The sequence below is a fragment of the Burkholderia sp. SR8 genome, from assembly GCF_052851275.1.
In genome coordinates this window covers 35,358-61,827 of sequence record NZ_JAULUC010000033.1, presented here as the reverse complement: position 1 = coordinate 61,827, position 26,470 = coordinate 35,358, and the positions used below count along the sequence as shown (strand labels likewise).

Genomic DNA, 26,470 nt, shown 5'->3' with positions numbered 1-26,470 from the left:
GGCAACGGCGGCAACGGCGGCAACGGCGGCAACGGCGGCAACGGCGGCAACGGCGGCAACGGCAGCCAGCCGTTCACGCACGTGTTCCTGCAGGGCGGCGTCGGCGGCCTCGCGGCCGGCATCGCCAGCTATCTTTGGGAGCATGCTGGCGCGCGACGGCCGCATTTCATCGTCGTCGAGCCGCGCCAGGCCGACTGCCTGTACCAGAGCGCGCTCGCCGGCCGCGCGACGAAGGCGACCGGCAGCGTCGACTCGGTGATGGCCGGGCTCGCGTGCGGCGAGGCATCGCCGCTCGCATGGGATTTCCTCGAGCCGAGCATCGACCACTTCATGCTGATCGACGACGATGACGCCGTGCACGCGATGCGCGCGCTCGCCGCGGGCAGCGAACGCGATGTGCCGTTCGTCTCCGGCGAGTCGGGCGCGGCCGGCATCGCGGGGCTGGCCATGCTGATGCGCGACCCGGCGCTTGCACGCCACGCGGGGCTCGATGCGAACTCGCGCGTGCTGGCGATCAACACGGAAGGCGCGACCGCGCCGTCGGTCTACCGGCAGTGCGTCGGCGACACGGCCGACGCGGTGCTCGCGCGCCAGCGCGACTGGCTGCAACTGAACCGCGCGGCCGCAACGGCTTGAGCCGAGCGAACGACCCGAACGACCCGAACGACCCGAACGACATGACGATCGACGAGGCAACCACGATGGACGCAATCGACGCAACGGCGGAAAGCACGCTGCAGGGCCGGCTGAAGACCTGGCGCCGCCATCTGCACCAGCACCCGGAGACGGGTTTCGAGGAAGCGAACACGTCGGACTACGTTGCACGGATCCTGACGACGCTCGGGCTCGACGTGCATCGCGGAATCGGCGGCACCGGGCTCGTCGCGAACCTGACGGTCGGCAGCGGCACGCGCGCGATCGGCATTCGCGCGGACATGGACGCGCTGAACATCGCCGAGCACGCGCCGGGCCGCGACTACGCGTCGTGCACGCCGGGCAAGATGCACGCGTGCGGGCACGACGGCCACATGTCGATGGTGCTCGGCGCCGCGCAACTGCTGGCCGAGCGCAAGGATTTCGACGGCACTGTGCGCTTCATCTTCCAGCCGGCCGAGGAACACGGCCGCGGCGCGAAGGCGATGATGGCCGACGGCCTGTTCGAGCGCTTTCCGGTCGATGCGATCTTCGGCGCGCACAACATGCCGGGCATGCGCGCCGGCACGTTCTCGACGCGCGCGGGCGGCATCATGGCGAGCGAGGACAACTTCGCGATCCGCATCGACGGGCGCGGCACGCACGCGGCGCGCCCGCACATGGGCATCGATCCGATCGTGATCGGCGCGCAGATCGTGCTCGCGCTGCAGACGATCGTGTCGCGCAATCTCGATCCGGGCCAGCAGGCCGTGATCTCGTGCACCGAGTTCGTCACCGACGGGCTGCGCAACGTGCTGCCGTCGACGGTGACGATCAAGGGCGACACGCGCAGCTATTCGCGCGACGTACAGGCGCTGCTGGAAACGCGGATGCGCGAGATCGGCGAAGGCATCTGCCGCACGCACGGTGCGACCTGCACGTTCGAGTACACGCACGAGTTCGCGCCGACGGTGAACTCGCCGGAATGGGTCGAGACGGCCGTGCAGGCCGCCGCGCACATCGCGGGCGCCGACGCGGTGAACGCCGACGTGCAGCCGATGATGATTTCGGAGGACTTCGGCGCGTTCCTGCAGGCGGTGCCCGGCAACTTCGTGTTCATCGGCAACGGCGAAGCGGCCGGGCAGGGCGGCGTGCCGCTGCACAACGCGACGTACGATTTCAACGACGAGATCTTGACGGTCGGCGCGCGGTATTTCGCGGAAGTCGCGCGGCGCGCGTTGAAGGCCGCGTAGCGGCCGCACCGCGTTCGGCAGGCGTTACGCTTCGGCTGCGCGCTTGCCGGGCGCGTCGGCCGTGCTCGTGCGATCGAGGATCGCCAGCACTTCGCGCGCAGTGTTCTCCGAATGGCTGCGCAGCACTTCCGGCAACCGCGTGTGGTCGGGGTCGGCGAGCGCGGCCATGATCTCGTCGTGCTCGTGCAGCGATTCGGCCCAGCGCAGCGTGTCCGCGTTCGCGGCGCCGCGCGCGCGGTGCACCTTCGACATCAGCGACGCATAGATGCCCGACAGCACCGGATTGCCGGCAGCGTCGACGATCATCTGATGAATCTGCTGATTCAGCCGGAAATACTCGACGCGCTTGCCGGCTTCATGACACTCGACCATCTTGCGGTGCTTCGCCTGCAGCGCCGCGAGCGCCGCCGCGCCGATCCGCTTGCGCAGCAACTCGCCCGCCATCGCCTCCAAGCCGTGCAGCAGTTCGAACGTCGACACGAGATCGTCGATGTCGATCGACGCGACGCGATAACCGATGTACTGGCGATGCGTGACCGCGCCTTCCGCGACGAGCACCTTCAGCGCTTCGCGCAGCGGCGTCTTCGACACGTCGAACGCGAGGCTCAGTTCCTTTTCGTCGATCCGCGCGCCCGGCGGCAGTTCGCCCTCGTCGATCATCACGCGCAGGCGCGCAGCGATCTCCGCGGCCATGCCGCGCGTGCGCAGAAGCAGGGGATTGCGGGGTGTCTGGGTCATGATGGGGCAAGCTTATCACGATATCGGGGCTTACCCTGCACCATCATAGTGATTCAACAAACTCAATCAAACCAAGCGTTTACGCTAACGGTAATTATAAATTTCTAATCCTATACTCGCCTCAACGTTGCGCGACGTTCCGAACCATCCTCGTTCATCTGCGGAGTCCGTCCATGTCTTCAACCTCCGGTGTCGCCGCCCTGACGGCCGGCAAGTCCGCCGTCCGCTGGAAGATCTTCGTCGTCATGCTGAGCCTCATCGCGATCAACTACGTCGATCGCGCGTCGCTGTCCGTCGCCATGCCTTACATCTCGCAGGAGTTCAACATCGGCCCGGCGATGGAGGGACTGATCCTCAGTTCGTTCTTCTGGACCTATGCGGTGATGCAGATCCCGGGCGGGATGCTGGCCGACCGCTTCAAGCCGCGCATCGTGATCGCGACGGCGACCGTCTTCTGGGGTTTCTTCCAGGCGATCGCCGCGTTGTGCACCAACGCGCCGTCGCTGCTGCTCACGCGCCTCGGCCTCGGCGCATCGGAAGCGCCGATCTACCCGGCCGGCGGCAAGCTCAACGCGCTCTGGATGACGCAGACCGAGCGCGGCCGCGGCGCCACGCTGCTCGACGGCGGGGCACCGCTCGGCGCGGCATTGGGCGCGGTGCTGATCGCCGGCCTGATCGCGCTGCTCGGCTCGTGGAGGCTCGCGTTCGCGGTGGCCGGCGTCGGCACCGTGCTCGCCGGCTTCCTCGCGTGGTACTACATCCGCAACACGCCGCGCGAGCATCCGGGCGTCAACGATCTCGAAGCCGACTACATCGAGGCGTCGCACGCGAGCGACCTCGCGGCCGAGCCGGCCGGTGCGTCGGGCCGTTCGCGCGACTTCTTCAAGTACCGCTCGGTGTGGTGCATGTTCTTCGGCTGGATGTGCTTCAACAGCGTGTTCTACGGGCTGCTCACGTGGATGCCGAACTACCTGCACAAGGTGCACGGCTTCGACATCAAGCAGATGGGCGGCTCGACTTTCATCATCTTTTTCTGCGGCTTCGTCGGCGAACTGCTCGGCGGCTGGATCGCCGACAAATGGAAAGCCGCGGGCGGCCGCCCGAACGTCGTGATGCGCACGCTGTTCGGCATCGCCGCGGTGATCGCGACCGTGTCGATCTTCTCCGTCGCGTACGTGAAGAGCCCGGTCGTGTGCGTCGCGCTGCTGTCGTCGACGCTGTTCTTCCTGCGCTGGTGCGGGCTGTACTGGTGCATCCCGTCGTCGCTCGGCACGCGCAACAAGATCGGCTTCCTCGGCGGCTTCATGAACCTCGGCGGCAACATCGGCGGCATCACCGTGCCGATCCTCGTCGGCGCGATCGTGCAGTTCACCGGTTCCTACTTCCTCGCGCTGATGGTGTTCGCGGCAGCCGGCGTCGGCCTGCTCGTGTGCTCGAGCGCGATCGACTACGAAAACAAGCTCCCGGTCTGACCGACCGCCTTCACTGCATCGGCTGCATTCATTCGTAAAGAGACATTCACCATGAAGAAACGTACCCTGCTCGGCATGCTCACCCCTTCGTCCAACACGTCGCTCGAACCGCTGACGAGCGCGATGGTTGCCGGCCTGCCGGGCGTGTCCGCGCACTTCGCGCGCTTTCCGGTCACCGAGATCTCGCTGACCGGCCAGGCGCTCGGCCAGTTCGACGACGACAAGATCATCCAGGCCGCGATGCTGCTCGCCGACGCGAAGGTCGACGTGATCGCGTGGAACGGCACGTCGTCCGGCTGGCTCGGCTTCGACGCGGACGAGCGGCTGTGCCAGCGGATCACCGAAGCGACCGGCATTCCGGCCACGACGTCGGTGCTCGCGCTCAACGAGATCCTGAAGAAGACCGGCGCGCACGAGTTCGGCCTCGTCACGCCGTATCTCGACGACGTGCAGACGAAGATCGTCGACAACTATCGCCGCTCGGGGCTGGACTGCATCGCCGAGCGTCACCTGAACCTGAAGGTCAATTTCTCGTTCTCCGAAGTAACGGGCGACCAGATCGGCGCGATGGTGCGCGAGGTCGCGAAGGCCGGCCCGCGCGCGATCTCGATCTTCTGCACGAACCTGAACGCGGCGCACCTCGTGCCGGCGCTCGAGGAAGAGACGGGCATCCCGATCTACGACACGATCTCGACCGTCGTGTGGAAGGCGCTGCAGCTCGCCGATTACGACACGCGGCAGGTGAAAGGCTGGGGCCGTCTCTTCAGCGACGTGATCTGAGGCGCGCGCCATGTCGAACGATCTCGATTTCGTGATCCGTCACGCGGACGTCGTGACGGCGGCGGACCGGTTCTCGTGCGACATCGGCATCCGCGCGGGGCGCGTGGCGATGCTCGGCCACGGGCTGCCGCGCGCGCCGCGCGAGCTCGATGCGACCGGGATGCTGGTGATGCCGGGCGGCGTCGATGCGCACTGCCATCTCGACCAGCCGATGCCCGACGGGCTGAAGATGGCCGACGACTTCCTGTCCGGCACGCGCTCCGCGCTGTGCGGCGGCACGACCACCGTCGTGCCGTTCGCCGCGCAGGCGAAGGGGCAGTCGCTGCAGGCCGCCGTCGACGACTATCACCGGCGCGCGGAAGGGCGCGCGCTGATCGACTACGGTTTTCACCTGATCGTCGCCGATCCGACGCCGCACGTGCTGGCCGACGAACTGCCGCGGCTGATCGCGAACGGCTATACGTCGTTCAAGGTGTACATGACCTACGACGACCTGAAGCTGAACGACCGGCAGATGCTCGACGTGCTGTCGGTCGCGCGCGAGCACGGCGCGCTCGTGATGGTGCATGCGGAGAACTCGGACTGCATCGGCTGGCTCACCGAACGGCTGCTCGGCGACGGGCACGTCGCGCCGCATTTCCATGCGCATGCGCGGCCGGCCGTGGTCGAGCGCGAGGCGACGCATCGCGCGATCGCGTTCGCGGAACTCGTCGACGTGCCGATCCTGATCGTGCATGTGTCGGGTGCCGAAGCGATCGAGCAGATCCGCTGGGGGCAGTCGCGCGGGTTGCCGATCCTCGCCGAAACGTGTCCGCAGTACCTGTATCTCACCGCCGCCGATCTCGGCCACGCCGGTCACGACGGCTACGCAGGCGCGAAGTGCGTATGCAGCCCGCCGCCGCGCGATCCGGCCAATCAGCAGGCCGTGTGGAAGGCGTTGAAGCAGCGCGTATTCTCGGTGTTCTCGTCCGATCACGCGCCGTTCAACTACGACGATCCGTGCGGCAAGCATCCGGGCGGCCAGGCCGTGTCGTTCGACCATATCCCGAACGGCATCCCCGGTCTCGAAACGCGCCTGCCGCTGCTGTTCGACGGCGTGCGCAAGGGCCACCTGTCGCTGCACCAGTTCGTCGAGCTGACGTCGTTGCGGCCCGCGAAGCTGTACGGGCTGTATCCGCGCAAGGGGACGATCGCGGTCGGCGCCGATGCGGATATCGTCGTGTGGGATCCGGACAAGCGCGTGCGGATCGCGAATGCGTCGCTGCATCATGCGGTCGACTACACGCCTTACGAAGGGATCGAGGTGACGGGGTGGCCGCGTCATTGCCTGTCGCGCGGCGAACTGCTCGTCGAGGACGGCCGGCTGCTCGCGGCCGAGCCGGGGCGCGGGCAGTTCCTGCCGGCCGGCAAGCCGTGTCTCGATTGACTTCGCGTGCTTCGTGCGCGTCGTGTGATCCGATGTGAGCGCCCGCTCGCTGCAGCGGGCGCAGTTTCGACAGGAGCAGGAATGAGCGTTTTCCACGCAATACGCGGCCTCGCGGCCGCGGCGATCGTCGCCGGAACGTGCGGCGGCCCGGCGCTGGCCGCAGGCGGCGCGCCGCAGGACCTGCCGAGCGTCGTGCCCGAATCGGTCGGCGTCGATTCGGCGCCGCTCGTGCGGCTGTCCGAATGGCTGCGCCGCGACCGGATGGACGTGCGCAGCCTCGTCGTCGTGAAGGACGGCCGGATCGTGTTCGAGCGTTACAGCGACGGCCTTGCGCGCGACAACAACTACGAGCTGTATTCGGTGACGAAGACGGTCACCGCGTTGCTCGCCGGCATCCTCGACGGCGAAGGCAAGCTAGGCCCGTCGACGAAGGTCGCGCCGCTGATCGCGGCCGCGCGCCCCGATCTCGCGGGCGAACTCGCGGACAAGCAGCACATCGAGCTGCGCCACCTGATGTCGATGTCGAGCGGGCTGCGCTACACGACCCGCGAAGGCACCGATCCGCTGTACTACGACGCGCCCGACCGGCTGCACGTCGCGGTGACGAGCCGCGCCGCGCAGCCGCCCGGTGCGCATTTCGACTACATCGACGTGAATCCGGTGCTGGCCGGCACGGCGGTGTCGATCGCCGCGGGCGAGCGCGAGGACGACTTCGCGCGCCAGCGGCTGTTCGAACCGCTCGGCTTCGCGCACTACCGCTGGAGCGGCGCGGACGGCACCGGCGCGGTGGCGGGCGGCTGGGGCCTGCGTTTGCGCGCGGTCGACATGGCGAAGATCGGCATGCTGCTGCTCGACGAGGGCCGCTGGAACGGCAAGCAGATCGTGCCGGCCGGCTGGATCCGGCAGATGACGACGCCGTCGCCGGCCGCGGCCGATTACGGTTACTACTGCTGGATCAGCCACGTCGTCGAACGAGGCACGCCGGAATTCGGCGCGATGGGCTTCAAGGGGCAATTCATCACGGTGCTGCCGGCGCAGCGCGCGGTCGTCGTGATGACGAGCCTGCTGCCGACGGACGGCGGCCTGCGCGACGCGACCTATCTGAACCTGTATCGGCGGATGGTCGGCGACTACATACTTCCGGCGCTCACGCCCGCGCAGCCGCCGGTCGAAAGCGCGGAAGCGACGCAGGCGCTGCGCGACGAACTCGCGCGCAGCCGGCAGACGAAGGGCGTGCCCGGTACCGCCGCCGCGTTCAACGATGATCCGGAGATTTGATGAGGATTACGAACACAATAGGAGATTCGCGTGCGTGGCATGCCGATGCGCGCGGCGCTGCCGCGCCTTTCATGCGCCGGCTGCTTGCGAAGGTCGCTGCGTTGCTGATCGGCGGCGGTGCGCTGGCATCGGCACCGGTGGCGATGCTGTCCGCGGCGCACGCGGCCGACGCGTTGCCGCCGTTGCATGAAACCGGCCTCGCTGCGGCCGCGCCCGAAGACGTCGGCGTCGATGCGCGCAAGCTCGTCGAGCTGTCGCGCTGGATCCGCGAGCAGAAGCTCGACGTGTACAGCCTGCTCGTCGTGAAGGACGGCAAGCTGATCTTCGAGCGCTACGGCGCGCAGGCGTCGCGCGATTCGACATACGAGCTGTATTCGGTGACGAAGGCCGTGACGTCGCTCGTCGCCGGCATCCTGGTGGATCGGGGCGCGGTGCGGCTCGACGAGCCGGTGGCCGCGCGGCTCGCCGCATGGCGGCCCGACCTCGGCGGCGCCCTCGCGGACAAGCGCGCGATCGCGTTCAAGCACGTGCTGTCGATGTCGAGCGGCCTGCATTACGACTTCAGCCCGAAGGACGATCCGATCTACTACACCGCACCGGACCGGCTGAAGCTTGCCGTGTCGGCCGCACCGAAGGTCGCGCCGGGCACCGTGTTCGACTACACCGACGTGAACCCGATCATTGCATCGGCGCTGTTGAGCGCGGCGGCCGGCGAACCGGTCGAGCGCTATGCGCAGACGCATCTGTTCGGCCCGCTGGACATGAAGCGCGCCGCCTGGGAGCGCGCGGACCGTACGGGCCTCGTGTCGGCCGGATGGGGGCTGCGGTTGCGCGCGGTCGACATGGCGAAGATCGGCATGCTCGTGCTCGACGGCGGACGCTGGCAGGGGCGGCAGGTCGTGCCGCAAGCATGGATTGCGCAGATGACGGCGCCGCGCGTGTCGCCGCATTTCGGCTACTACTGGTGGATCAACAACATCGTCGACAGCGAGCCGGAATTCGACGCGATGGGCTTCAAGGGGCAATTCATCACGGTGCTGCCGAAGCGCAATACGGTAATCGTGATGACGGGCGTGCTGCCGATCGATGGCGGCCTGCGTGACGCGGAGAACGTGAAGCTGTTCCGGCGAATGGTGAACGGCTACATCCTGCCGGCGCTCGATGGCGGCGCTGCGTCGGCGCAGGGAGCCGAGGGGGGCGACACGCGTGCCGCGCTACGCGACGAGCTCGAAGTGAGCGCGCGCTTCGCCGGCGTGCCCGGCGCGCAGGTCGATCCGACGGACTTGCCGAAGTAGTTGAGGTGATCCGCTGGCGGGGCTGTGCGGTGAGCTGGAAGTGAGCGCGCGCTCCACGGGTGTGTCGGGCACGCACGTCGATCCGACGGATCGGCCGACGTAGCGGTGGAGATACGCAGTCGGTGCTGCGGGACGAATTCAACGTGAGCGCGCGCTTCACGAGTGTGTGCCCGGCACGCAGGTCGACCCGCCGATTTGCCGCAGCAGCGCCGCACGCGCGTCCGGGCCGGCCGATGCAGGCGAGCCGGACGCGCGATGCATCGCATCACGTCAAACCAGTTCCCCCGCACATGCATCGAACTGCGCGACGAGCGTGTCGACATCGTCTGCCGTCGTCTGCGGGCACACGAGCATCATGTTGTGGAACGGCGTGATCAGCACGCCGCGGTTCAGCAGATACAGATGCACGATGTGCTCGAGTTCGCTGTCGAGCTGTTCGCCCGCGACCGTGCCGTTGCGCGGCGGCGTGGGCGTGAACTGGAATTCGGTCCGCGCGCCGATGCGCGTCACGCACCACGGCAGCCCGTGCTTCGCGATCGCACCTTCGAGCCCCGCCGCGAGCCGTGCGGCCAGCTCGAACATGTGCGCATACGCGGCGTCGGTCGCCACTTCGGCGAGCGTCGCGCGCATCGCATGCATCGCGAGCATGTTCGCGGTGAGCGTCGTGCCGATGCCCGAATGGCCGGCCGGCGCGTTCAGCTTCGCCTGCTTCGCGCGTTCCGCGAATTCGGCGCTGAACCCGTACACCGCGCACGGCACGCCACCTGCGATCGGCTTGCCGACCACCAGCGCGTCCGGTTCGAGACCGTGCGCGGCCGCGTACCCGCCCGGGCCGCTGCTGATCGTGTGCGTTTCGTCGATCACGAGCAGCGTGCCGTAGCGGCGCGTCAGTTCCCGTGCCGAGCCCCAGAAACCCGGCTCCGGCAGCACCATCCCGATGTTCGTCATCGCGGGCTCGGCAAGCACGCATGCGACGTCGCCATCCTTCAGCGCCGCTTCGAGCGCGTCGAGATCGTTGAACTCGACCACGCGCGTGTTCGCCAGCAGGTCATAGGATTGACCGAGCAGACTGTCGCGCTGCACCGGACGGCCGTCGACGAGATCGACGAACACGTCGTCGACCGTGCCGTGATAGCAGCCGTTGAACACGACGATCGTGTTGCGGCCGGTGGCCGCGCGCGCCCAGCGCAGCACGAAGCGGTTCGCGTCGCTCGCGCTCAGCGCGAACTGCCAGACCGGCAGCTTGAAGCGCCGCGCGAGTTCGCGCGACACCCAGGCAGCATCCTCGCTCGGCAGCATCGTCGTATAGCCGCGCGTCGCCTGTTCGGCGAGTGCGCGGGCGACCGGCTCGGGCGCATGGCCGAACATTGCGCCGGTGTCGCCGAGGCAGAAGTCCGCATAGCGGTGACCGTCGACGTCGGTGAACGTCGCGCCGCGCGCTTCCTTCACGACCAGCGAGAACGGCGTCGACCAGTCCTGCATCCAGTGCAACGGCACGCCGAAGAGCAGGTGCTCGGCCGCTTCGGCGGACAGCGCGCGCGAGATCGGCATGGCTTCGGTGAACGCGTGGCGCTCGCGATCGAACAGTGCGCGGGCGCGGATGAGGTCGACTCCGTGGCGGGTCTGCAATTGATGCTCCTGTGACGGGGTGGAATGGTTCGGTGATGCCTCCGCGAGCTTGTCATATTCCATGCGCACGGTCGATTCGGACTCCACCGCGGAGTCGGCAGACATGGAGTTTGTGCGCATAAAGATATGACAACATATGTCTTTGAGTCGGCGAACGGAAGTGAGTGTGCGCACACAATCCGGCAGATATGCGAGGGAAACAGGGTAAACGACAGATACATCCTCTACACCAATCGCGTCTAGACTGCTCGATGTAGTACGACGACGTATGAATCGCGATCGCCGTCCGGCGCGTCGCCCCTCAAACCCCCCGAAGGAGTGCCCATGGCCGCAACCCGTCGCCGTTCGTCTTCGTCCGTCCGGTCGGATTCACCGAAGCGTGTCTCGCGCCGCGACTTCATCGGCTGGAGCGGCGCGCTCGCCGGGGGCGCCGTGCTGGGCGGACCGCTCGCGGCCACCCGCGCATGGGCGGCCGGCACGCCGCCCAATGCGGCGGTCGACCTGATCTGGGGCGAGCACGGAGCGGCGGCGCGCATTGCCGCATCGCTCGCGCACGTGTCGCGGCTCGCGTTCCGCCGGCACGACTTCGACGTCACGCACTACGGTGCGCGTCCATGCGCGACCGTCGCGCAGACGTCGCCGTACCCTGCGGCAAAATCGCCGGTCAGCCCCGGCTCCGAACTGACGACCGCGCCGGGCTCGTTCGACTCGCGCCCGGCGTTTCTCGCGGCGATCGACGCATGCGCGCGTGAGGGCGGCGGCCGCGTGGTCGTGCCGGCCGGCACCTGGTACTGCGCGGGGCCGATCGTGCTGCAGAGCAACGTGAACTTCCATCTGAGCGCGAACTGCACGATCTATTTCAGCCCGAACCCGGCCGACTACGCGAAGGACGGCCCCGTCGACTGCGGCGCGAACGGCCGCCTGTACTACAGCCGCTGGCAGGCGAACGACTGCCTGAACTACGGCGCGCCGGTCTATGCGCGCAACGCGACGAACATCGCGCTGACCGGCGAAGGGCCGACGTCCGTGCTGAACGGGCAGGCGATGACGCCGTTCTCCGGCAGCGGCGCCAGCAGCGTGTGCTGGTGGACCTACAAGGGCACGTCGGGCGCATACGGCGCCGGCGCGGCGGTGCCGGCCCAGAACTACGCGAACCCGAACAACGTCGACCTGCGCATCGTCGCGCCTGCGATTCCCGACGCGCTTTATGCGCTGCTGACGTCGCCCGTCACGCCTTGGCAGCAGGACCAGAACTACCTGCCCGCGCTGTCCGAGGCCGGCGTGCCGGTCGAGAAGCGCATTTTCGGTCTCGGCCATTACCTGCGGCCGTGCATGGTCGAGTTCATCGGCTGCACCAACGTGCTGATGGAGAACTACCAGACGCAGAACACGCCGTTCTGGCAGCACCATCCGACCGCATCGCGCAACGTCGTGATCCGCGGCGTGACGACCAACAGCATCGGCCCGAACAACGACGGCTTCGATCCCGACGCGTGCACCGACGTGCTGTGCGAAGGCTGCACGTTCAACACCGGCGACGACTGCATCGCGATCAAGTCGGGCAAGGATCTCGACACCGAATACGGGCCGGCGAAGCGGCACCTGATCCGCAACTGCACGATGAACAGCGGGCACGGCGGCATCACGCTCGGCAGCGAGATGGGCGGCGGGGTCGAGCAGATCTACGCGACGAACCTGTCGATGCTGAACGCGAACTGGCAGACCAACCCGCTGAACATCGCGATTCGCGTGAAGACCAACATGAACCGCGGCGGCTACGTGAAGGACTTCCACGTGAAGGGCGTCACGCTGCCGAACGGCGTGACGCTCAAGGGCGGCGGCTACGGCAGCGCGCTGCTCGCCGGCAGCCCGATCAACGCGAGCGTGCCGCTCGGCGTGGTCACGCCGGCGGCCGGCAACCCCTCGGCCGCGCAGGGCGGCATCGTCACGTTCGACTGCGATTACCAGCCCGCGAACGATGCGGTGCGCACGCGGCCGCCGGTCGTGCAGAACGTGACGATCTCCGACGTGAAGGCGAGCAACGTGACGCTCAACGGCGTGACCGCGTCGTGCTTCCAGGCGATCGTCGCGCAAGGGCCGGTCGCGTTCGACTACAACGGCACGCCGCCGACGCCGGCCGTGCAGCCGATCTCCGGCGTGACGATCAGCAACTGCGACTTCGGTACGCCCGTCGCGTCGGGCACGGCGACCGTCACGTCGCCCGGGCCGATCTATGCGTTCAACGTGAGCGCGATGACGCTGACGAACGTGACGATCGCCGGGCAGGTGGTCAATACGACGATCACCGACAGGCGGTGACGCAATCGCGGTGCCGGCCCCACGGACGGACAGGCGGACAGACGGAAACGCGCTCGCGTGCGGCCGGGCGATGCACGCGAACGCGTTACGCCAGTGTCTTGACCATGTGGTGTTCGTCGTAGAAACGTCCGTCGACGAACAGCGAACGCGGTTCCGTGCCGAACCGGACGAAGCCTTGCGACGCGTACAGCCGTTCCGCAGAGGCGTTGATCTCGTTCACGCAGAGCGTCAGTTGCTTGCAAGACCACGCTTGCGCCGCGTGAGCGGTGGCGCTGTCGAGCAGCGATTGCGCGATGCCGCGCCCGCGATACGCGGGGTCGACGAACACGCCCCAGATCAGCGCCTTGTGCGCGACCTTCGCGCGCGCATCGCGGCGCACGCCGGTAATGCCCACGAGCGTGTCGCCGTCGAATGCGCCGAACACGGCCTGCACGCCGCTCGGCGCGATGCGCGTCGCGAATTCGTCGACCGGGATGACGGCTTCTTCGTCGCGCGTCGGCAGGAACGACGTCGGCGACGTGTCGATTGCGTGGAGGCGGACGGTGCGGAATTGCGCCGCGTCGGCGGCATCGAGCAGGCGGATCGTGATCATCGGTGCGGGTTGTCGTGGTTTGCCGGAGATAGCGGAATCGGCGGCGCGATGGGTCGCGGCGCATCGACAATCCTAAGGGGAAACGAAGGCGTTTGCTTGCGTGATCGACGCGCCGCATGGGCGCCGGTGAAGCAGGTCCCCGACACGCGAATGGCTGCGGCGATACCGCGGGCGGTCATCAAGAAGCACGCGTGTGACGCGCCGGCCGGCATTCGTGCACTCCGCGGCGAGCTCATGCGCACGGAAGCAAACCGGACTGACGCATATCGGCTGCCGCGTTCGGCGCGAGGCTGGCGCTTGGGCGGGATGCGACGGTGCCGTGTCGTACGCGACAGAGAGGCGCGCCGACCGACGGAACGGAACACGAAGCGATGCGCGCCAGCCGTCGCACTGGCGCCCGTGAAATGCAGGCGGTACGCGTGGTGCCTGCGGTGCAGTGCGTCATGCGCCCGACCAGGTCAGGCGCACGCGCGCCGCATCAATACCGCGACAGCTGATTGCCGTTGATCTGCACGCGATCGCCCGGACGCAGGTCGCCCGGCGACTGCACGTCGAACGAGCGCATCGAGCCGTCGCTGACCCGCACGTCGATCCGATAGCTGCTCGGCGGTTGCGCCGCGCCCATCTGCTGGCCGATCTGGTTGCCGGCCACGGCACCGCCGAGCGCGCCGATCACGGTGGCTGCATCGCGGCCGTGGCCGCGGCCGAACTGGTTGCCCACCAGGCCACCGACGAGCGCACCGACGACGGTACCCGCGACGCCCGACGCGCCGACCGAGCCGCTCACCGGCTGGATGTTCGCGACCGTGCCGTATTGCGTGCCGTAGCCGTTGCCGTACTGGCCGCCGTAAGGCTGCGGATTGCCGTACTGGTCGTACTGCGGCGCCTGGTTCGGATAAGCCGGCTGCTGCGGCTGCACGTAGCCCGGTTGCGAATACGCGGGCTGCGCGTAGCCGGGCGTCGCGTATTGCTGCTGCGGATAGCCCGGTTGCGCGCCGTAGTAACCCGGCGCGACACAGGCGGTCAGCGGAAGCGCCGCCACGGCGACGAGGGAGGCGAACAGAACGGTCTTCGTGGAAGGCATGCGCATCATGATGATTCCTGCATCGGCAACGTGTTCGCCGACGAATTCCGGGACGGGTGGCGAACTCGGCGTGAGTATAAGGAAAGGGCGGATGCGCGTCCGGTGCGGCCGGGTAACAACGTGTAAAGTCTGTTGCCGCGCAAATCGCCGCGCAAATCGCGGTGCAAGTCGCGGTGCAAGTCGCCGTGCAATAGGTCATGCGATTGGCCGCGCAATGGGCCGGGTAACGAGCTGGGTAACAGCCCGGCGAATGGGCCGTGCGCTCGGCGGTGCAATTGGCCGTCGACGTCGGCGCCGGGCCGCGGGCCGGCGCGCGGAGGGGGCCGAAGCGGCACGAGACCGCCTCCGGACGCCCGCATTCCAGCCGCCGCTCGCGTTTCCGCGCGCGTCGGCATTGGCGTCTTCCGCGGCGATCGCACCCCATCGCGGCGCCAGCCCACGCGGGCCTCCGCGCCGCACATCGCAAAATCGAATGCGCGGCATCGCGACATTTAATTGGCCGCTGGCCGCCCCGTCCGATATCGTGACCGCATTCCCTGTCAACGGTCGCGCCGTGCCGGCCGCGGTTCCTTCCTCTGTCCGCGCCGGCGTCGCGCCGCGACCGCCCCACGCATTCCGATTCATGACCGATCGCTTCTTCACCCACGCCGTCGATGCCGGCGGCCAGCCCATCAACCTCGTCGTCCGTGACGGCCGCTTCGTCGCAATTGGCGCCGACTGCATCGCCGCGCCGGGCGCGGAAACCATCGACCTCGGCGGCCGCGTCGTGCTGCCCGGCTTCGTCGACGGCCACATCCATCTCGACAAGAGCTTCGTCGGCGACCGCTGGGTGCCGCACGAACCGGTCGGCTCGCTGCGCGAGCGGCTCGCGGTCGAGAAGCGCCAGCTCGCGGCCGCGCCGCCGATCGTCGAGCGTGCGAACGCGCTGATCGAGCAGGCCGCCGCGTTCGGCACGATCGCGATGCGCAGCCACGTCGACGTCGATGCGACGACGGGCCTGTCGAACCTGCACGCCGTGATGGCCGCGCGCGAACCATGGCGCGGGATCGTCGACATCGAACTGGTCGCGTTTCCGCAGGCCGGCGTGGTGAGTTGCCCGGGCACCGCGGCGATTCTCGATGCGGCCGTGCGCGAAGGCGCGGACGTGGTCGGCGGGATCGACCCGACGACGCTCGATGGCGATGCGGACGGCCAGCTCGACATCGTGTTCGGCATCGCCGAAAAGCGCGGCGTGAAGATCGACATCCACCTGCACGAACCGGGCGACACTGGCATCGCGCAGTTGCTGCGGATCGCGGCGCGCACGCGCGCGGCGGGCCTCGGCGGCCGCGTGAACGTGAGCCATGCGTACGCGCTCGGCCAGGTCGGCCATGGCGACGTCGAGCGTGCGGCCGCGGCGCTCGCCGACGCCGGCGTGTCGATCCTGACCAACGCGCCGGGCGACTGCGCATTCCCGCCGGTGCAGCAGCTGCGCGATGCGGGCGTGCACGTGTTCGCCGGCAACGACAACATTCGCGACGCGTGGTGGCCGTACGGCAACGGCGACATGCTGCAGCGCGCGATGATGGTCGGCTACCGGTCGGGCTTCTACACCGACGAAGCGCTCGGCATCGCGCTCGACATGGCGACGCACGCGGGCGCCCGCGCACTCGGCAAGGCAAATTACGGCATCGCGGTCGGCTGCGACGCGAGCTTCGTCGCGGTGCACGCGCCGAATGCGGCGGCGGCCGTCGCCGGCGTGCCGGCCGAACGCTGGGTATTCCGCCGCGGCGAAGGCGATACCGGCGCGCCGTTCGCGCCGGCGCTGCGTTTCAAGCGATGACGAACGACCGCCGTCGCGGTGCGTGCATCGCGACGGCCCGGCATTGACCGATTCATTGACTGACCGACCACCCCGGAACCGACATGACGAACCTGCTGATCCGCAACGTCCGCACGCACGCCGACGAAGCGCTCGACATCCTGATCGAAGGCGAACGCATCGCGCGCGTCGGCCCGTCGCTCGACGCGCCCGCCGGCTGCGCGATCGAGGACGGCGCACATGCGCTCGCCCTGCCTGGCCTCGTCGAAGGCCATACGCATCTCGACAAGACCCACTGGGGGATGCCGTGGTACCGCAACGCGGTGGGGCCGCGCCTCGTCGACCGCATCGAGAACGAGCGCAACTACCGCGCGACGAGCGGCCATGACGCCGGCGCCGCGTCGCTCGGGCTGTCGCGCGCGTTCCTCGCGGCCGGCACGACGCGCATCCGCACGCACGTCGATATCGATACCGCAGCCGGACTGCGGCATCTGCACGGCGTGCTCGCGACGCGCGAGACGCTGCGCGGCCAGGTCGACATCCAGATCGTCGCGTTTCCGCAGTCGGGCGTGCTCAAGCGGCCGGGCACGGCCGCGTTGCTGTCCGACGCGCTGGGCGCCGGCGCCGACCTGCTCGGCGGGCTCGACCCGTGCGCGATCGAAGGCGATCCGGTCGAGGCGGTGGACGTGCTGTTCGGGATCGCCGAGCGCCATGGCCGCGGGCTCGACCTGCATCTGCACGAGCGCGGCTCGATGGGCGCGTACTCGCTCGACCTGATCCTGCAGCGCACGGCCGCGCTCGGCATGCAGGGCAAGGTCACGATCAGCCACGGCTTCTGCCTCGGCGATATCGCCGACCGCGAGCGCGACGCGCTGCTCGCGCGGATGGCCGAACTCGGCGTCGCGATCGTCACGACCGCGCCGGCCGCGGTGCCGGTGCCGTCGGTTGTTGCCTGCCGCGCGGCCGGCGTGACCGTGATCGGCGGCAACGACGGCGTACGCGACACGTGGACACCGTACGGTTCGCCCGACATGCTCGAACGCGCGATGCTGATCGGCATGCGCAACGATTTCCGCCGCGACGACGCGCTCGAAGTCGCGCTGGACTGCGTGACGCACGGCGCGGCGCGCGGGTGCGGCTTCGCCGACTATGGGCTCGAAGCGGGCAAGCGTGCGGACGTCGTGCTCGTCGATGCGCTGACGTTCGCCGAAGCCGTCGTCGCGCGGCCGACGCGGCGGCTCGTCGTGTCGTCGGGGAAGATCGTCGCGCGCGACGGTGCGCTCGTCTGACGCGCGGGCAGCGGCGCGGCGGTTGTCAAGACTGACGATGCCTCGCCGCTCGTCCGACGCCGCTCCGCATCGCCGCGCTTATTCCTGCTCGTGCTCCAGCATCGCCGCGAGCGCCTTCGTCAGTTCGCTGACCATCGGATCGGCGGTCGGCCGATGCAGGATCGCGATATCCATGTGCTCGATCGGCGCGAAGCCGCCGCGCGCCTCGGTCAGCACCACGTGCTCGTCGGTCACCACGCGCGCGGGCAGCACGCTGATCCCCAGCCCGTCGGCCACTGCCGCCTGGATCCCGCTCAGGCTCGACGTCGTGAAGCTGATCCGCCAGCGGCGGCCGCGTTCCTCGATCGCCTTGATCATGTCGTCGCGATAGAGTCCGCGCGGCGGAAACACGACGATCGGCACCGGGTCGAGATCGATCGTCGGATGCTGCGCGCTGTCGATCCAGCGCAGCTTCTCGGGCCAGCGCACCACCGCCTCGCGGCTGTCGCGCCGCTGCTTGATCAGCACGAGATCGAGTTCGCCGCGATCGTAGGCCGCGCTGATGTCGCGGCTCAGCCCGCACATCACTTCGAGCTTCACCTGCGGGTGATCGCGCTTGAACGCGGCGAGCGCATGCGTCGTGCGGCCCGCCGCGAAATCGTCGGGCACGCCGAGCCGGATCGTCAGCGCGACGGTCGCGCCCGACAGCGCTTCGAGCATCTCGTCGTTCAGCGCGATCATGCGCCGCGCATAGCTGAGCACCGTCACGCCGGCGTCGGTCGGCCGCACGTCGCGCGTGCCGCGATCGAGCAGCCGATGGCCGGCGATCTCCTCCAGCCGCCGCACCTTCTGGCTGACCGTCGACTGCGTCGAATGCAGGCGCGCGGACGCAGTCGTGAAGCTGCCGCAGTCGGCCACCATCACCAGCGCGCGCAGCAGGTCGAGGTCGAACAAAGGTCTATTCATTTCCGCACTTTTGTGGATTCGAACATTTCATTTTCAAATATGTGCGACGACTTTTAACATGGGCCGAGCCCGCAGGCAATCGCGGTTTCGCCGGACCCGGCGCGCGTGTTCGCGGCCGGTGCCGGCGCAGATGCCAGGAGGACAGCGGATGCTTTTCAAACGGATCGCGATCGTCGGCGCGTTGGCGGTGGCGACGCTCACATCGGCCGCCGCAGCCGCCGACGGCGGCGCGCTCGACGCACGGCTGCGCAGCGCGGCCGTGCGCGGCGAGGCGGGCGAGGTCCGCACGCTGCTGACGCGCGGTGCGCGAATCGATGCGCGCGACGGGCAGGGCCGCACGGCGCTGCTGCTCGCGACGCACGGCAATCGCGTGGACGCGGCGCGCGTGCTGATCGACGCGGGCGCGGACGTCAACGCGAAGGATGCGATCCAGAACAGCCCGTACCTGTATGCAGGCGCGCGCGGCCATCTCGACATCCTGCGGATGACGCTCACGCACGGCGCGGACCTGCGCAGCACGAACCGCTATGGCGGCACGGCGCTGATACCGGCGGCCGAGCGCGGCCATGTCGACACGGTGCGCACGCTGATCGACGCGGGCGTGAACGTCGATCACGTGAACCGGCTCGGCTGGACCGCGCTGCTGGAGGCGATCATGCTCGGCGACGGCAGCGCGCGCTATGTGCGGATCGTGCAGTTGCTGGTCGATGCGAAGGCCGATGTGAACCTTGCCGATTCGAACGGCGAGACGCCGCTCGAGCATGCGCGGAGCCGCGGGTATGCGGAGATCGAGCGGGTGCTCGCGGCGGCGGGAGGGCGATAGGGTTAGCGGGGCCATCAGGCCCGGCCCCTCGATAAAGATGAAGCGCTGGCCCCCCGGACTGCTTGCGGACGAATGATTGTCGCGCGGTATAGGTTGGAAAGGAGGCGCTGGAAATTCGCCCGCTTTCCGAGCTTGGCCGCGCGGGTCAATGGCGGCCTCGCGGGCTCGTCGATATCCGAAAAATTCATTCTCGGCCGACTGTGGATCCTATCGGGTAAACACCGCAAAATACCGTAACATCGATCAAGTATCGGCTCAAAGCGCGTTATGGCGTTCTTCATCGGCGATCTTTCCGCAGCGCTCTTCTCGACCCGCCCAACGGCCGCTATCGCTGCTTGCGCTCGACATTCGAGCGGTCTAGACTGCATCGCAGCTTCATCGAAGTCCCAGTCTTTCGCGAACCGCGCCGGGGCGTCCCGGCGCATCGCCTCTCAACGGACGCCCGGCGCTTGCGCGCCGCGTCGAGACCACAAGGACAACCGTCATGAACCGCACTGCAAAGCTTCTCGTTTCCGCGCTGGCGTTCGCGCCGCTCGTCTCGTTCGCGCAGGACGCGGCGACGATCCGCTGGGGCATCGATCCCACGTATCCGCCGTTCGAGGCGAAGCAGCCCGACGGCTCGCTCGCCGGCTTCGACATCGACCTGCGCAATGCGATCTGCGAGCAGTTGCGCGCGAAATGCGTGTGGGTCGAGCAGGGCTTCGACGGGATGATTCCGGCGCTGCGCGCGCGCAAGTTCGACGTGATCATGTCCGCGATGACCGCGACCGACGAACGGCTCAAGCAGATCGACTTCTCGAACAAGCTCTATGCGTCGCCGGGCGCGCTCGTCGCGCCGGTCGGCTCGCCGCTGCTGCCGACGGCCGCGTCGCTCGCCGGCAAGCGCGTCGGGATCGATCAGGGCACGACGCAGGAGGCGTACGCGAAGGCCGAATGGGCGACCAAGGGCGTGACGATCGTGTCGTACCAGAACCAGGACCAGGTGTATCAGGATCTGGTGAACGGCCGGCTCGACGCGACCTTCCAGGACAAGACGCAGGCCGGCTATTCGTTCCTGAAGACGCCGCGCGGCAAGGGCTACGCATTCGCCGGCCCCGACGTGACCGACGTGCGCATCACCGGCTATGGCGTCGCGATGGGTATCCGCAAGGGCGACGCGGACATGAAGAAGCGGCTGAACGACGCGATTGCCGCGATCCGCGCGAACGGCACGTACCAGAAGATCGCCGCGAAGTACTTCGACTTCGACATCTACGGCGCGAAGCAGCAACTGACGTCCGCACCGTGACGGCCCGACGATCCCGCGATTCATTCAATTGACAGGCAACCCATGACGAATATCCAGGACCGCGTCGCGAAAGCCGTGACGCCCGAGTTGATCGCCGCGTTCCGCGACGAAGGCGCTGTGTGCATCAAGGGCATCGTCTCGCCCGACGAAGCGGCGGCGCTGCGTGCCGGCATCGACGCGAACCTCGCGCAGCCGAGCGAGCGCGCGAAGGTCGCGAGCCGGCCCGACGATCCGGGCTGGTTCTTCGAAGACTTCTGCAACTGGCAGCACAACGACGCGTACCGCGACTTCATCGTACGTTCGCCCGCGCCATCCGTCGCGGCCGCGCTGATGGGCACGCAGACGGTGCGGCTGCATCACGACCATCTGCTCGTGAAGGAGCCCGGCACGCGGCAGCGCACGCCGTGGCACCAGGATCAGCCGTACTACAACATCGAAGGCGACGACAACGTCAGCATGTGGATTCCGGTCGACCCGGTGCCGCTCGAGTCGACGCTGGAATTCGTCGCGGGGTCGCACCTTGGGCCGTGGCTGATGCCGCGCACGTTCATGGACAAGGAGGCGAAGTGGTTTCCGGAAGGCAGCCTCGCCGACCTGCCCGACATCGAAGCCGACCGCTCGGCGTTCCCGATCCGCCACTGGGCGCTCGAGCCTGGCGACATGGTGTGCTTCAGGATGCTGACGCTGCATGCGTCGGGCGGGACGCAGAACCGCCGGCGCGCGTTCTCGATCCGTTTCGTCGGCGACGATATCCGTCACGCGCCGCGCCGCTGGAAGACGTCGCCCGATTTCCCCGGCCTTGCCGACGAACTGCCGGACGGCGCGCCGCTCGAGCATCCGCTGTTTCCGGTCGTGTGGTCGCGCGGCACGGGGCAGGTCGCGGCAATCTGATTGCCGTCGGCGGTGATCGATGACATCGGGCGGCGTCACGCGCGCGGCGGCCGCTTCGCGATGATGCCGATGCGGCTGCCGCGCGTGATCGCTTGCGAGCGTCGGTAAAGGGCGCTCAGGTCTGGTGACGCCCCGCGCCCGGCTTGAAGCGCGAGCCGAGCCGGTAGCGGTTGCCCGGATGCAGGAAGTGCACGAATGTGACCGGCAGCCCGTTCGTCCACGTGCGGCGCGTGAGCGTAAGGCACGGCTCGTCGGCGCGCATGTCGAGCAGCCGCGCCTGTTCGCCGGTCGGCAGCGATGCGTCGACGACGTGCTCGATCTCCAGTTCGTAGTGCGACACGTTGTTGAACAGGTATTCGGACGGCGGCTCGGTCTGGAAATCCTGATCGATGAATGCCGGCGCGGCGGCCGGATTCACGTAGCGGTCCTCGAGCTGGATCGGGCGGCCGTTCTCCTCGTGCACGCACACCACGTGAAACACCGGTGTGTTGACCGCGAGCCCGAACGCGGCCGCGACGTCGAACGACGCGGGCTCGCGCGACTGGCTCAGCACGCGGCAGCGATACTCGTGGCCGCGCGCGCGAATTTCGTCGCGGATGTGCGCGATCATCAGCAGGTTCGACTGCGGCTTCGCCTCGGCGACGAACGTGCCGACACCCGCGATGCGCTTCAGCACGCCTTCCTCGGTCAGCTCGCGCAGCGCGCGGTTGACCGTCATGCGTGCGACGCCGAATTGCGCGGCGAGATCGAGCTCGGACGGGATGCGATCCCCGGGGCGCCAGTCGCCTGCATCGACGTTCTGGCGAACGAGCGTCTTGATCTGCTGGAACGGTGCGGTGGTCTTCGTGACCATCGGGGGATCCTCGGGGGAAAACAATCGGGAAATTCTATCCCGGATCAGGCGGCGGGCAGTTCGCGAACGTCGGCCGTCGGCACCGACCCGAACGCATCGCTCAACGCATAGCCGATCAGCTGCCGGGCGGCGGCCTCGGGCGTCGACAGCGCGCCGCTCGCCTTCAACTGGTCGAATTTGTCGCGCATCGGGAAGTTCGCTTCGCTGGCCGAGCGGATCGTCGCCTGCATGCCCGTATCGACGACGCCGGGCGCGACGCTGCAGATCCGCAGCGCCCGGTTCGCGTCGAGCGCGACCGCACGCGCGTGATGATCGAGCGCGGCCTTGGTCGCGCAGTAGACGCTCCAGCCCGCATACGCGTTACGCGCGGCACCGCTCGACACATGCAGGATCCGGCATTCGGTCGGCGCCGATGCCGCGTGCGCGAGCGCTGCCGACAGCATCAGCGGCGCCGCGACGTTCACGCCGACCGCGCGCGCGACGAGCGCCGGATCCTGCGCCGCGAGCGGCCCGATCGGGTCGATGATGCCCGCGTTGTTGAAGAGCAGCACGATCGACGCGCCGTCGACGAAGCTGCGCAGCGTGTCGCCGGCGAGCCACGTCGCGACCGCCGACGTGTCGGACAGGTCGAGTTCGATTTCGGCGAAACGGCCGCCCGCCTGTGCGGCGAGCGACGGATGGCGGCTGCGCGACACGCCGAGCACGGCGATGCCTTCCTGGAGCAGCTGTTCGGCGAGCGATGCGCCGAGGCCGCGCGTGTGTCCGGTGACGATGGCGCGCACGTTCGGCGCTAGGGAGGATGCAGTCATGGCGATGAACGAGTGAACGGGGTGAACCGTGTTGACGAGACAGGCGCCGCGCGCATGCCCGGCTGCATGGCGTGCTGGACGGGCGATGCGCTGCGGCGGGGTTGCCGCTCGCAGGTGTTCCGCGAAGGCGGCCGCGGACGGCGCCGCATGTCAGGATGAACGCGTATCGTAGCGCCGGCTTTGGCGACGCGCAAACGCGAACGCGATACCGCGCAAGGCGAGCGGGGCACGGAGTATGAAGCACGAAGCACGAAGCAAGGAGCAAGGAGCAAGGAGCACGCATCCCCACCGCCGGACGCCCGCATCGCCGCGCGCCCGATCTGCTGCACGAAATGCGGCTGCGGCAAGTGCGCGCGCCGCGGCAGCGACCGCCATCGTGCCGCACATCGCGAGCTATCATATGGCTCGCCCGTTCGCGACGCCGGACGGGCCGCGACCGTTTCCCTTCACCTGCTGCACGCTGCGACGCCATCATGAACACCACGCCGGACATGCCCACGCCACGCGCCCTGCGCGAACTCACGCCCCTCGAAGCCCGGATTCTCGGCGTGCTCGTCGAGAAGCAACACACGGTGCCGGATACCTATCCGCTGTCGCTGAACGCGCTGACCGCCGGCTGCAACCAGAAAACCGCGCGCTCGCCGGTGATGAACGTCAGCGAGGACGAAGTCACGACCGCGCTCGACGGGCTCAAGCACCTGAGCCTCGTGATGGAGGGCAGCAGCAGCCGCGTGCCGCGTTTCGAACACAACATGAACCGCGTGCTCGGAATTCCGAGCCAGGCGATCGCGCTGCTGACGATCCTGCTGCTGCGCGGCCCGCAGACGGCCGCCGAACTGCGCCTGAACAGCGCGCGCCTGCACGGCTTTGCGGACATCTCGTCGGTCGAGGCGTTCCTCGACGAACTCGCCGCGCGTGCGCAGCCGCTCGTCATCCGGCTGCCGCGCGCGCCGGGTGCGCGCGAGAACCGCTGGATGCACCTGATGTGCGGCGAGGTGAACGTTGCCGAGTTCGCCGGCTCGGACACGGGCGGCGGCGCGGATTCCGTCCCGCCGTCCGAGTTCGAGGCGCTGAAGGCCGAGCAGAAGCGGCTGTCGGACGAAGTGGCGCGGTTGAACGCGCTGGTCCAGCGGATGGCGGCCGAACTCGGCATCGACGTCGATGCGCCGGGCGACGCGGGCTGACGACCAAGCCGAGCCTGCACGGCGCCGGTGCGCATGCGGGCGCGCCGGGTGACGAACCCGCATCGCGCCGCTGCGCGAATCCGCGTCACCAGCGGCACCCCGTCTGTGCGGATGCTTCGACGTCCTGCGCCCACGTGAAATCCGTCTTCTTGCCGGTGCGCGCATTGGTGTACGTCATCGAATAGACGATCGCGCCCTGGCTCGTCATCTCGTATTCGCCATTGATCCTGCCGTCGACCATTTCCCACCACGTCGTCGTGAACTGGTATGGGCGGCCTTCCGCGAGTTCTTCATGTTCCTCGTGCTTGAACAGCAGCGGAATGGCCGCTTTCGACTTCGCATACCGGACGGCACCGCCTTGCCACTTGGCCACGTCGTCGTAATACGTGCGCAATTCGAAGCGTACGGGTTTGTCCCCGCTCGTCTGGAAACACAGCACTTGCGTGCTGACTTCGGCCGACGCAGGTAATGCGATGCACAGCAGCAGCAACGACGCGAGTGATGTTTTCATGTCGGTGTGCGAGTGGCGGATGGCGCCGAGCAGTTCGGATACGGTCATCGTGGCGTGTCGGGTCAGATTGCGAGCGATCGATCACGGGCGGACGGCGCGGCGTGCCGCCTGCATCGAACGAAGGGCCGCTCAGGTAGCGGACAGCCCCGATCGTACGATACGCCGGTGACACGCGACCACTCGGCCGAACGGCCGACGTACGCGACCGGCTGTCCCCCGCGCGAGTGCCATAATCGAGCCTGCCCATCATTCCAGACGTTCCCCCGGAGAATCACCATGCAGAACCTCGACAATCCTTCCCACGATCGCGAGGTAGGCAGCGCCGACGCGACGCAGGACACCACGCGCATCGACGACGTCCGTATCGGCGCGGTACGTCCGCTGATTTCGCCGGCGCTGCTGCAGGACGAGCTACCGGTGCCCGCCGCGACGCAGACGCTCGTCGAGGATACGCGCCGCGCAATCGGCGACATCCTGCACGGCCGCGACGACCGGCTGCTGCTCGTCGTCGGCCCGTGCTCGATCCACGACCACGACCAGGCGCTCGACTACGCGCGCCGCCTGAAGGCCGCCGCCGATGCGCTGAAGGACGACCTGCTGATCACGATGCGCGTGTACTTCGAGAAGCCGCGCACGACGGTCGGCTGGAAGGGCTATATCAATGATCCGCGGCTGGACGGCAGCTTCCGCATCAACGAAGGGTTGCGTGCCGCGCGCCAGCTGCTGCTCGACGTCAACGCGCTCGGCCTGCCGGCGTCGACCGAATTCCTCGACCTGCTGAGCCCGCAGTACATCGCGGACCTGATCGCATGGGGCGCGATCGGTGCGCGCACGACCGAAAGCCAGAGTCATCGTCAGCTCGCGTCGGGGCTGAGCTGTCCGATCGGCTTCAAGAACGGCACCGACGGCGGCGTGCAGGTCGCGTCGGATGCGATCGTCGCCGCGCGCGCGAGCCACGCGTTCATGGGGATGACGAAGATGGGGATGGCCGCGATCTTCGAGACACGCGGCAACGACGACGCGCACGTGATCCTGCGCGGCGGCAAGAACGGGCCGAACTACGACGCCGAGCACGTCGAGGCGAGCTGCGCGGTGCTGCGCAAGAGCGGGCTGCGCGAGCAGGTGATGGTCGATTGCTCGCATGCGAACTCGAACAAGTCGCATGAGCGGCAGATCGACGTCGCGCAGGATCTCGCGCGGCAACTGTCGCAAGGCGAGCACCGGATCGTCGGCGTGATGGTCGAGAGCCATCTCGAAGCCGGCCGGCAGGATCTGAAGCCGGGCGTGCCGCTGCAGTATGGCGTGTCGATCACCGATGCGTGCCTCAGCTGGACGCAGACGGAGCCGGTGCTCGATGTGCTGGCCGAGGCGGTGCGGCATCGCAGGGTGTATTCGCGCAACGCGTGATGCAATGCGGCTGCGTGGCGGGGTGGCGCCCGCCGCGCAGTTCGATGCACCGGCGCAGCGGTTGCCTGTCGTGATCATCCTTGTGATCGATATGCTGCCGGGCATGTCGTTTCACGCCGCGCATGCCCGCTATCCGCACGGCCATTGATCTTCGTCCATTCTTCCCTGTC

24 protein-coding genes are annotated in these 26,470 nt (G+C 68.2%); 16 read left to right on the top strand and 8 right to left on the bottom strand.

The window, feature by feature from the left end; all coding sequences use genetic code 11:
• Both Q3A80_RS28920 and Q3A80_RS28915 read left to right on the top strand, forming a co-directional pair.
• On the top strand, nt 1–636 hold a 636-nt coding region (locus Q3A80_RS28920; protein WP_446332220.1), incomplete at its 5' end, for a pyridoxal-phosphate dependent enzyme.
• Nucleotides 637–701: 65 nt separating this feature from the next.
• A complete protein-coding gene (locus tag Q3A80_RS28915; RefSeq protein ID WP_446332222.1) occupies nt 702–1,886 on the top strand; it encodes a M20 aminoacylase family protein in 1,185 nt (394 codons plus the stop codon).
• A 24-nt stretch (nt 1,887–1,910) separates the two neighbouring features.
• On the opposite strand, the gene Q3A80_RS28910 is transcribed toward Q3A80_RS28915, so the two are convergent.
• The gene (locus Q3A80_RS28910; RefSeq protein WP_446332219.1) at nt 1,911–2,624 is read right to left on the bottom strand and encodes a GntR family transcriptional regulator; all 714 of its coding nucleotides are present in this window, start codon (nt 2,622–2,624) and stop codon (nt 1,911–1,913) included.
• 173 nt (nt 2,625–2,797) lie between these two features.
• On the opposite strand from Q3A80_RS28910, the gene Q3A80_RS28905 reads away from it, so the two are divergent.
• The 5 genes from Q3A80_RS28905 to Q3A80_RS28885 all read left to right on the top strand — a co-directional run bounded on the left by Q3A80_RS28905 (nt 2,798) and on the right by Q3A80_RS28885 (nt 8,875).
• Nucleotides 2,798–4,096 carry an MFS transporter gene (locus tag Q3A80_RS28905; protein WP_446332218.1) on the top strand — a complete coding sequence of 433 codons (1,299 nt, stop codon included), beginning with the start codon at nt 2,798–2,800 and terminating at the stop codon, nt 4,094–4,096.
• Nucleotides 4,097–4,147: 51 nt separating this feature from the next.
• A complete protein-coding gene (locus tag Q3A80_RS28900) occupies nt 4,148–4,876 on the top strand; it encodes a maleate cis-trans isomerase family protein (RefSeq protein WP_446332217.1) in 729 nt (242 codons plus the stop codon).
• Between the two features lie 10 nt (nt 4,877–4,886).
• Nucleotides 4,887–6,302: a dihydropyrimidinase gene (hydA, locus tag Q3A80_RS28895; protein ID WP_446332216.1), complete on the top strand. Its 1,416-nt coding sequence runs from the start codon at nt 4,887–4,889 to the stop codon at nt 6,300–6,302.
• A gap of 81 nt (nt 6,303–6,383) precedes the next feature.
• Entirely contained in the window at nt 6,384–7,580 is a 1,197-nt protein-coding gene (locus Q3A80_RS28890) for a serine hydrolase domain-containing protein (protein ID WP_446332215.1), read from the top strand.
• Complete coding sequence (locus Q3A80_RS28885) at nt 7,580–8,875, top strand: serine hydrolase domain-containing protein (RefSeq protein ID WP_446332214.1); 1,296 nt, start codon at nt 7,580–7,582, stop codon at nt 8,873–8,875. Before Q3A80_RS28890 ends, Q3A80_RS28885 begins: the two co-directional genes overlap by 1 nt.
• Before the next feature lie 270 nt (nt 8,876–9,145).
• Here the strand turns inward: Q3A80_RS28885 and Q3A80_RS28880 are convergent, their stop codons facing one another.
• Complete coding sequence (locus Q3A80_RS28880; protein WP_446332213.1) at nt 9,146–10,504, bottom strand: aspartate aminotransferase family protein; 1,359 nt, start codon at nt 10,502–10,504, stop codon at nt 9,146–9,148.
• Nucleotides 10,505–10,828: 324 nt separating this feature from the next.
• Between Q3A80_RS28880 and Q3A80_RS28875 the strand changes: the two genes are divergently transcribed.
• The gene (locus Q3A80_RS28875; protein ID WP_446332212.1) at nt 10,829–12,823 is read left to right on the top strand and encodes a glycosyl hydrolase family 28 protein; all 1,995 of its coding nucleotides are present in this window, start codon (nt 10,829–10,831) and stop codon (nt 12,821–12,823) included.
• Between the two features lie 85 nt (nt 12,824–12,908).
• On the opposite strand, the gene Q3A80_RS28870 is transcribed toward Q3A80_RS28875, so the two are convergent.
• The gene (locus tag Q3A80_RS28870; protein ID WP_446332211.1) at nt 12,909–13,415 is read right to left on the bottom strand and encodes an N-acetyltransferase family protein; all 507 of its coding nucleotides are present in this window, start codon (nt 13,413–13,415) and stop codon (nt 12,909–12,911) included.
• Between the two features lie 478 nt (nt 13,416–13,893).
• Complete coding sequence (locus Q3A80_RS28865; protein ID WP_446332210.1) at nt 13,894–14,508, bottom strand: glycine zipper 2TM domain-containing protein; 615 nt, start codon at nt 14,506–14,508, stop codon at nt 13,894–13,896.
• A 613-nt stretch (nt 14,509–15,121) separates the two neighbouring features.
• Here Q3A80_RS28865 and Q3A80_RS28860 point away from each other — a divergent pair.
• Together Q3A80_RS28860 and Q3A80_RS28855 are read left to right on the top strand one after the other, a co-directional pair.
• The gene (locus tag Q3A80_RS28860; protein ID WP_446332209.1) at nt 15,122–16,321 is read left to right on the top strand and encodes an amidohydrolase family protein; all 1,200 of its coding nucleotides are present in this window, start codon (nt 15,122–15,124) and stop codon (nt 16,319–16,321) included.
• Nucleotides 16,322–16,404: 83 nt separating this feature from the next.
• Nucleotides 16,405–17,589, top strand: a complete 1,185-nt coding sequence (locus tag Q3A80_RS28855; RefSeq protein WP_446332208.1) for an amidohydrolase family protein — start codon at nt 16,405–16,407, stop codon at nt 17,587–17,589.
• 78 nt (nt 17,590–17,667) lie between these two features.
• On the opposite strand, the gene Q3A80_RS28850 is transcribed toward Q3A80_RS28855, so the two are convergent.
• Nucleotides 17,668–18,534 (bottom strand): LysR family transcriptional regulator, encoded by an 867-nt coding sequence (locus Q3A80_RS28850; RefSeq protein WP_446332207.1) that lies wholly within the window; start codon nt 18,532–18,534, stop codon nt 17,668–17,670.
• Nucleotides 18,535–18,682: 148 nt separating this feature from the next.
• Between Q3A80_RS28850 and Q3A80_RS28845 the strand changes: the two genes are divergently transcribed.
• The 3 genes from Q3A80_RS28845 (at nt 18,683) to Q3A80_RS28835 (ending at nt 21,536) form a co-directional block, all read left to right on the top strand.
• Nucleotides 18,683–19,357: an ankyrin repeat domain-containing protein gene (locus tag Q3A80_RS28845; protein ID WP_446332206.1), complete on the top strand. Its 675-nt coding sequence runs from the start codon at nt 18,683–18,685 to the stop codon at nt 19,355–19,357.
• A gap of 484 nt (nt 19,358–19,841) precedes the next feature.
• Complete coding sequence (locus tag Q3A80_RS28840; protein WP_446332205.1) at nt 19,842–20,645, top strand: ABC transporter substrate-binding protein; 804 nt, start codon at nt 19,842–19,844, stop codon at nt 20,643–20,645.
• 42 nt (nt 20,646–20,687) lie between these two features.
• Nucleotides 20,688–21,536 (top strand): phytanoyl-CoA dioxygenase family protein, encoded by an 849-nt coding sequence (locus Q3A80_RS28835; RefSeq protein WP_446332204.1) that lies wholly within the window; start codon nt 20,688–20,690, stop codon nt 21,534–21,536.
• A 115-nt stretch (nt 21,537–21,651) separates the two neighbouring features.
• On the opposite strand, the gene hutC is transcribed toward Q3A80_RS28835, so the two are convergent.
• Both hutC and Q3A80_RS28825 read right to left on the bottom strand, forming a co-directional pair.
• The gene (gene hutC / locus Q3A80_RS28830) at nt 21,652–22,389 is read right to left on the bottom strand and encodes a histidine utilization repressor (protein ID WP_446332203.1); all 738 of its coding nucleotides are present in this window, start codon (nt 22,387–22,389) and stop codon (nt 21,652–21,654) included.
• Between the two features lie 44 nt (nt 22,390–22,433).
• A complete protein-coding gene (locus Q3A80_RS28825; RefSeq protein ID WP_446332202.1) occupies nt 22,434–23,198 on the bottom strand; it encodes an SDR family oxidoreductase in 765 nt (254 codons plus the stop codon).
• A gap of 473 nt (nt 23,199–23,671) precedes the next feature.
• Between Q3A80_RS28825 and Q3A80_RS28820 the strand changes: the two genes are divergently transcribed.
• Complete coding sequence (locus tag Q3A80_RS28820; protein WP_446332201.1) at nt 23,672–24,382, top strand: YceH family protein; 711 nt, start codon at nt 23,672–23,674, stop codon at nt 24,380–24,382.
• A gap of 85 nt (nt 24,383–24,467) precedes the next feature.
• Here the strand turns inward: Q3A80_RS28820 and Q3A80_RS28815 are convergent, their stop codons facing one another.
• On the bottom strand, nt 24,468–24,941 hold the full coding sequence (locus Q3A80_RS28815; RefSeq protein WP_446332200.1) for a hypothetical protein: 474 nt from the start codon (nt 24,939–24,941) through the stop codon (nt 24,468–24,470).
• Nucleotides 24,942–25,169: 228 nt separating this feature from the next.
• Here Q3A80_RS28815 and Q3A80_RS28810 point away from each other — a divergent pair, with 228 nt between their 5' ends.
• Nucleotides 25,170–26,300 carry a 3-deoxy-7-phosphoheptulonate synthase gene (locus Q3A80_RS28810; RefSeq protein ID WP_446332199.1) on the top strand — a complete coding sequence of 377 codons (1,131 nt, stop codon included), beginning with the start codon at nt 25,170–25,172 and terminating at the stop codon, nt 26,298–26,300.
• A 4-nt stretch (nt 26,301–26,304) separates the two neighbouring features.
• Nucleotides 26,305–26,448: a hypothetical protein gene (locus tag Q3A80_RS28805; RefSeq protein WP_446332198.1), complete on the top strand. Its 144-nt coding sequence runs from the start codon at nt 26,305–26,307 to the stop codon at nt 26,446–26,448.
• The last annotated feature ends 22 nt before the right edge of the window (nt 26,449–26,470 follow it).

Excerpts from the sequence above, each read along its gene's own strand:
- Q3A80_RS28915 (WP_446332222.1), top strand. The coding sequence starts at position 702 with ATGGACGCAATCGACGCAACGGCGGAAAGCACGCTGCAGGGCCGGCTG.
- Q3A80_RS28910 (WP_446332219.1), bottom strand. The coding sequence starts at position 2,624 with ATGACCCAGACACCCCGCAATCCCCTGCTTCTGCGCACGCGCGGCATG.
- Q3A80_RS28905 (WP_446332218.1), top strand. The coding sequence starts at position 2,798 with ATGTCTTCAACCTCCGGTGTCGCCGCCCTGACGGCCGGCAAGTCCGCC.
- Q3A80_RS28900 (WP_446332217.1), top strand. The coding sequence starts at position 4,148 with ATGAAGAAACGTACCCTGCTCGGCATGCTCACCCCTTCGTCCAACACG.
- hydA (WP_446332216.1), top strand. The coding sequence starts at position 4,887 with ATGTCGAACGATCTCGATTTCGTGATCCGTCACGCGGACGTCGTGACG.
- Q3A80_RS28890 (WP_446332215.1), top strand. The coding sequence starts at position 6,384 with ATGAGCGTTTTCCACGCAATACGCGGCCTCGCGGCCGCGGCGATCGTC.
- Q3A80_RS28885 (WP_446332214.1), top strand. The coding sequence starts at position 7,580 with ATGAGGATTACGAACACAATAGGAGATTCGCGTGCGTGGCATGCCGAT.
- Q3A80_RS28875 (WP_446332212.1), top strand. The coding sequence starts at position 10,829 with ATGGCCGCAACCCGTCGCCGTTCGTCTTCGTCCGTCCGGTCGGATTCA.
- Q3A80_RS28870 (WP_446332211.1), bottom strand. The coding sequence starts at position 13,415 with ATGATCACGATCCGCCTGCTCGATGCCGCCGACGCGGCGCAATTCCGC.
- Q3A80_RS28865 (WP_446332210.1), bottom strand. The coding sequence starts at position 14,508 with ATGATGCGCATGCCTTCCACGAAGACCGTTCTGTTCGCCTCCCTCGTC.
- Q3A80_RS28860 (WP_446332209.1), top strand. The coding sequence starts at position 15,122 with ATGACCGATCGCTTCTTCACCCACGCCGTCGATGCCGGCGGCCAGCCC.
- Q3A80_RS28855 (WP_446332208.1), top strand. The coding sequence starts at position 16,405 with ATGACGAACCTGCTGATCCGCAACGTCCGCACGCACGCCGACGAAGCG.
- Q3A80_RS28850 (WP_446332207.1), bottom strand. The coding sequence starts at position 18,534 with ATGAATAGACCTTTGTTCGACCTCGACCTGCTGCGCGCGCTGGTGATG.
- Q3A80_RS28845 (WP_446332206.1), top strand. The coding sequence starts at position 18,683 with ATGCTTTTCAAACGGATCGCGATCGTCGGCGCGTTGGCGGTGGCGACG.
- Q3A80_RS28840 (WP_446332205.1), top strand. The coding sequence starts at position 19,842 with ATGAACCGCACTGCAAAGCTTCTCGTTTCCGCGCTGGCGTTCGCGCCG.
- Q3A80_RS28835 (WP_446332204.1), top strand. The coding sequence starts at position 20,688 with ATGACGAATATCCAGGACCGCGTCGCGAAAGCCGTGACGCCCGAGTTG.
- hutC (WP_446332203.1), bottom strand. The coding sequence starts at position 22,389 with ATGGTCACGAAGACCACCGCACCGTTCCAGCAGATCAAGACGCTCGTT.
- Q3A80_RS28825 (WP_446332202.1), bottom strand. The coding sequence starts at position 23,198 with ATGACTGCATCCTCCCTAGCGCCGAACGTGCGCGCCATCGTCACCGGA.
- Q3A80_RS28820 (WP_446332201.1), top strand. The coding sequence starts at position 23,672 with ATGAACACCACGCCGGACATGCCCACGCCACGCGCCCTGCGCGAACTC.
- Q3A80_RS28815 (WP_446332200.1), bottom strand. The coding sequence starts at position 24,941 with ATGACCGTATCCGAACTGCTCGGCGCCATCCGCCACTCGCACACCGAC.
- Q3A80_RS28810 (WP_446332199.1), top strand. The coding sequence starts at position 25,170 with ATGCAGAACCTCGACAATCCTTCCCACGATCGCGAGGTAGGCAGCGCC.
- Q3A80_RS28805 (WP_446332198.1), top strand. The coding sequence starts at position 26,305 with ATGCGGCTGCGTGGCGGGGTGGCGCCCGCCGCGCAGTTCGATGCACCG.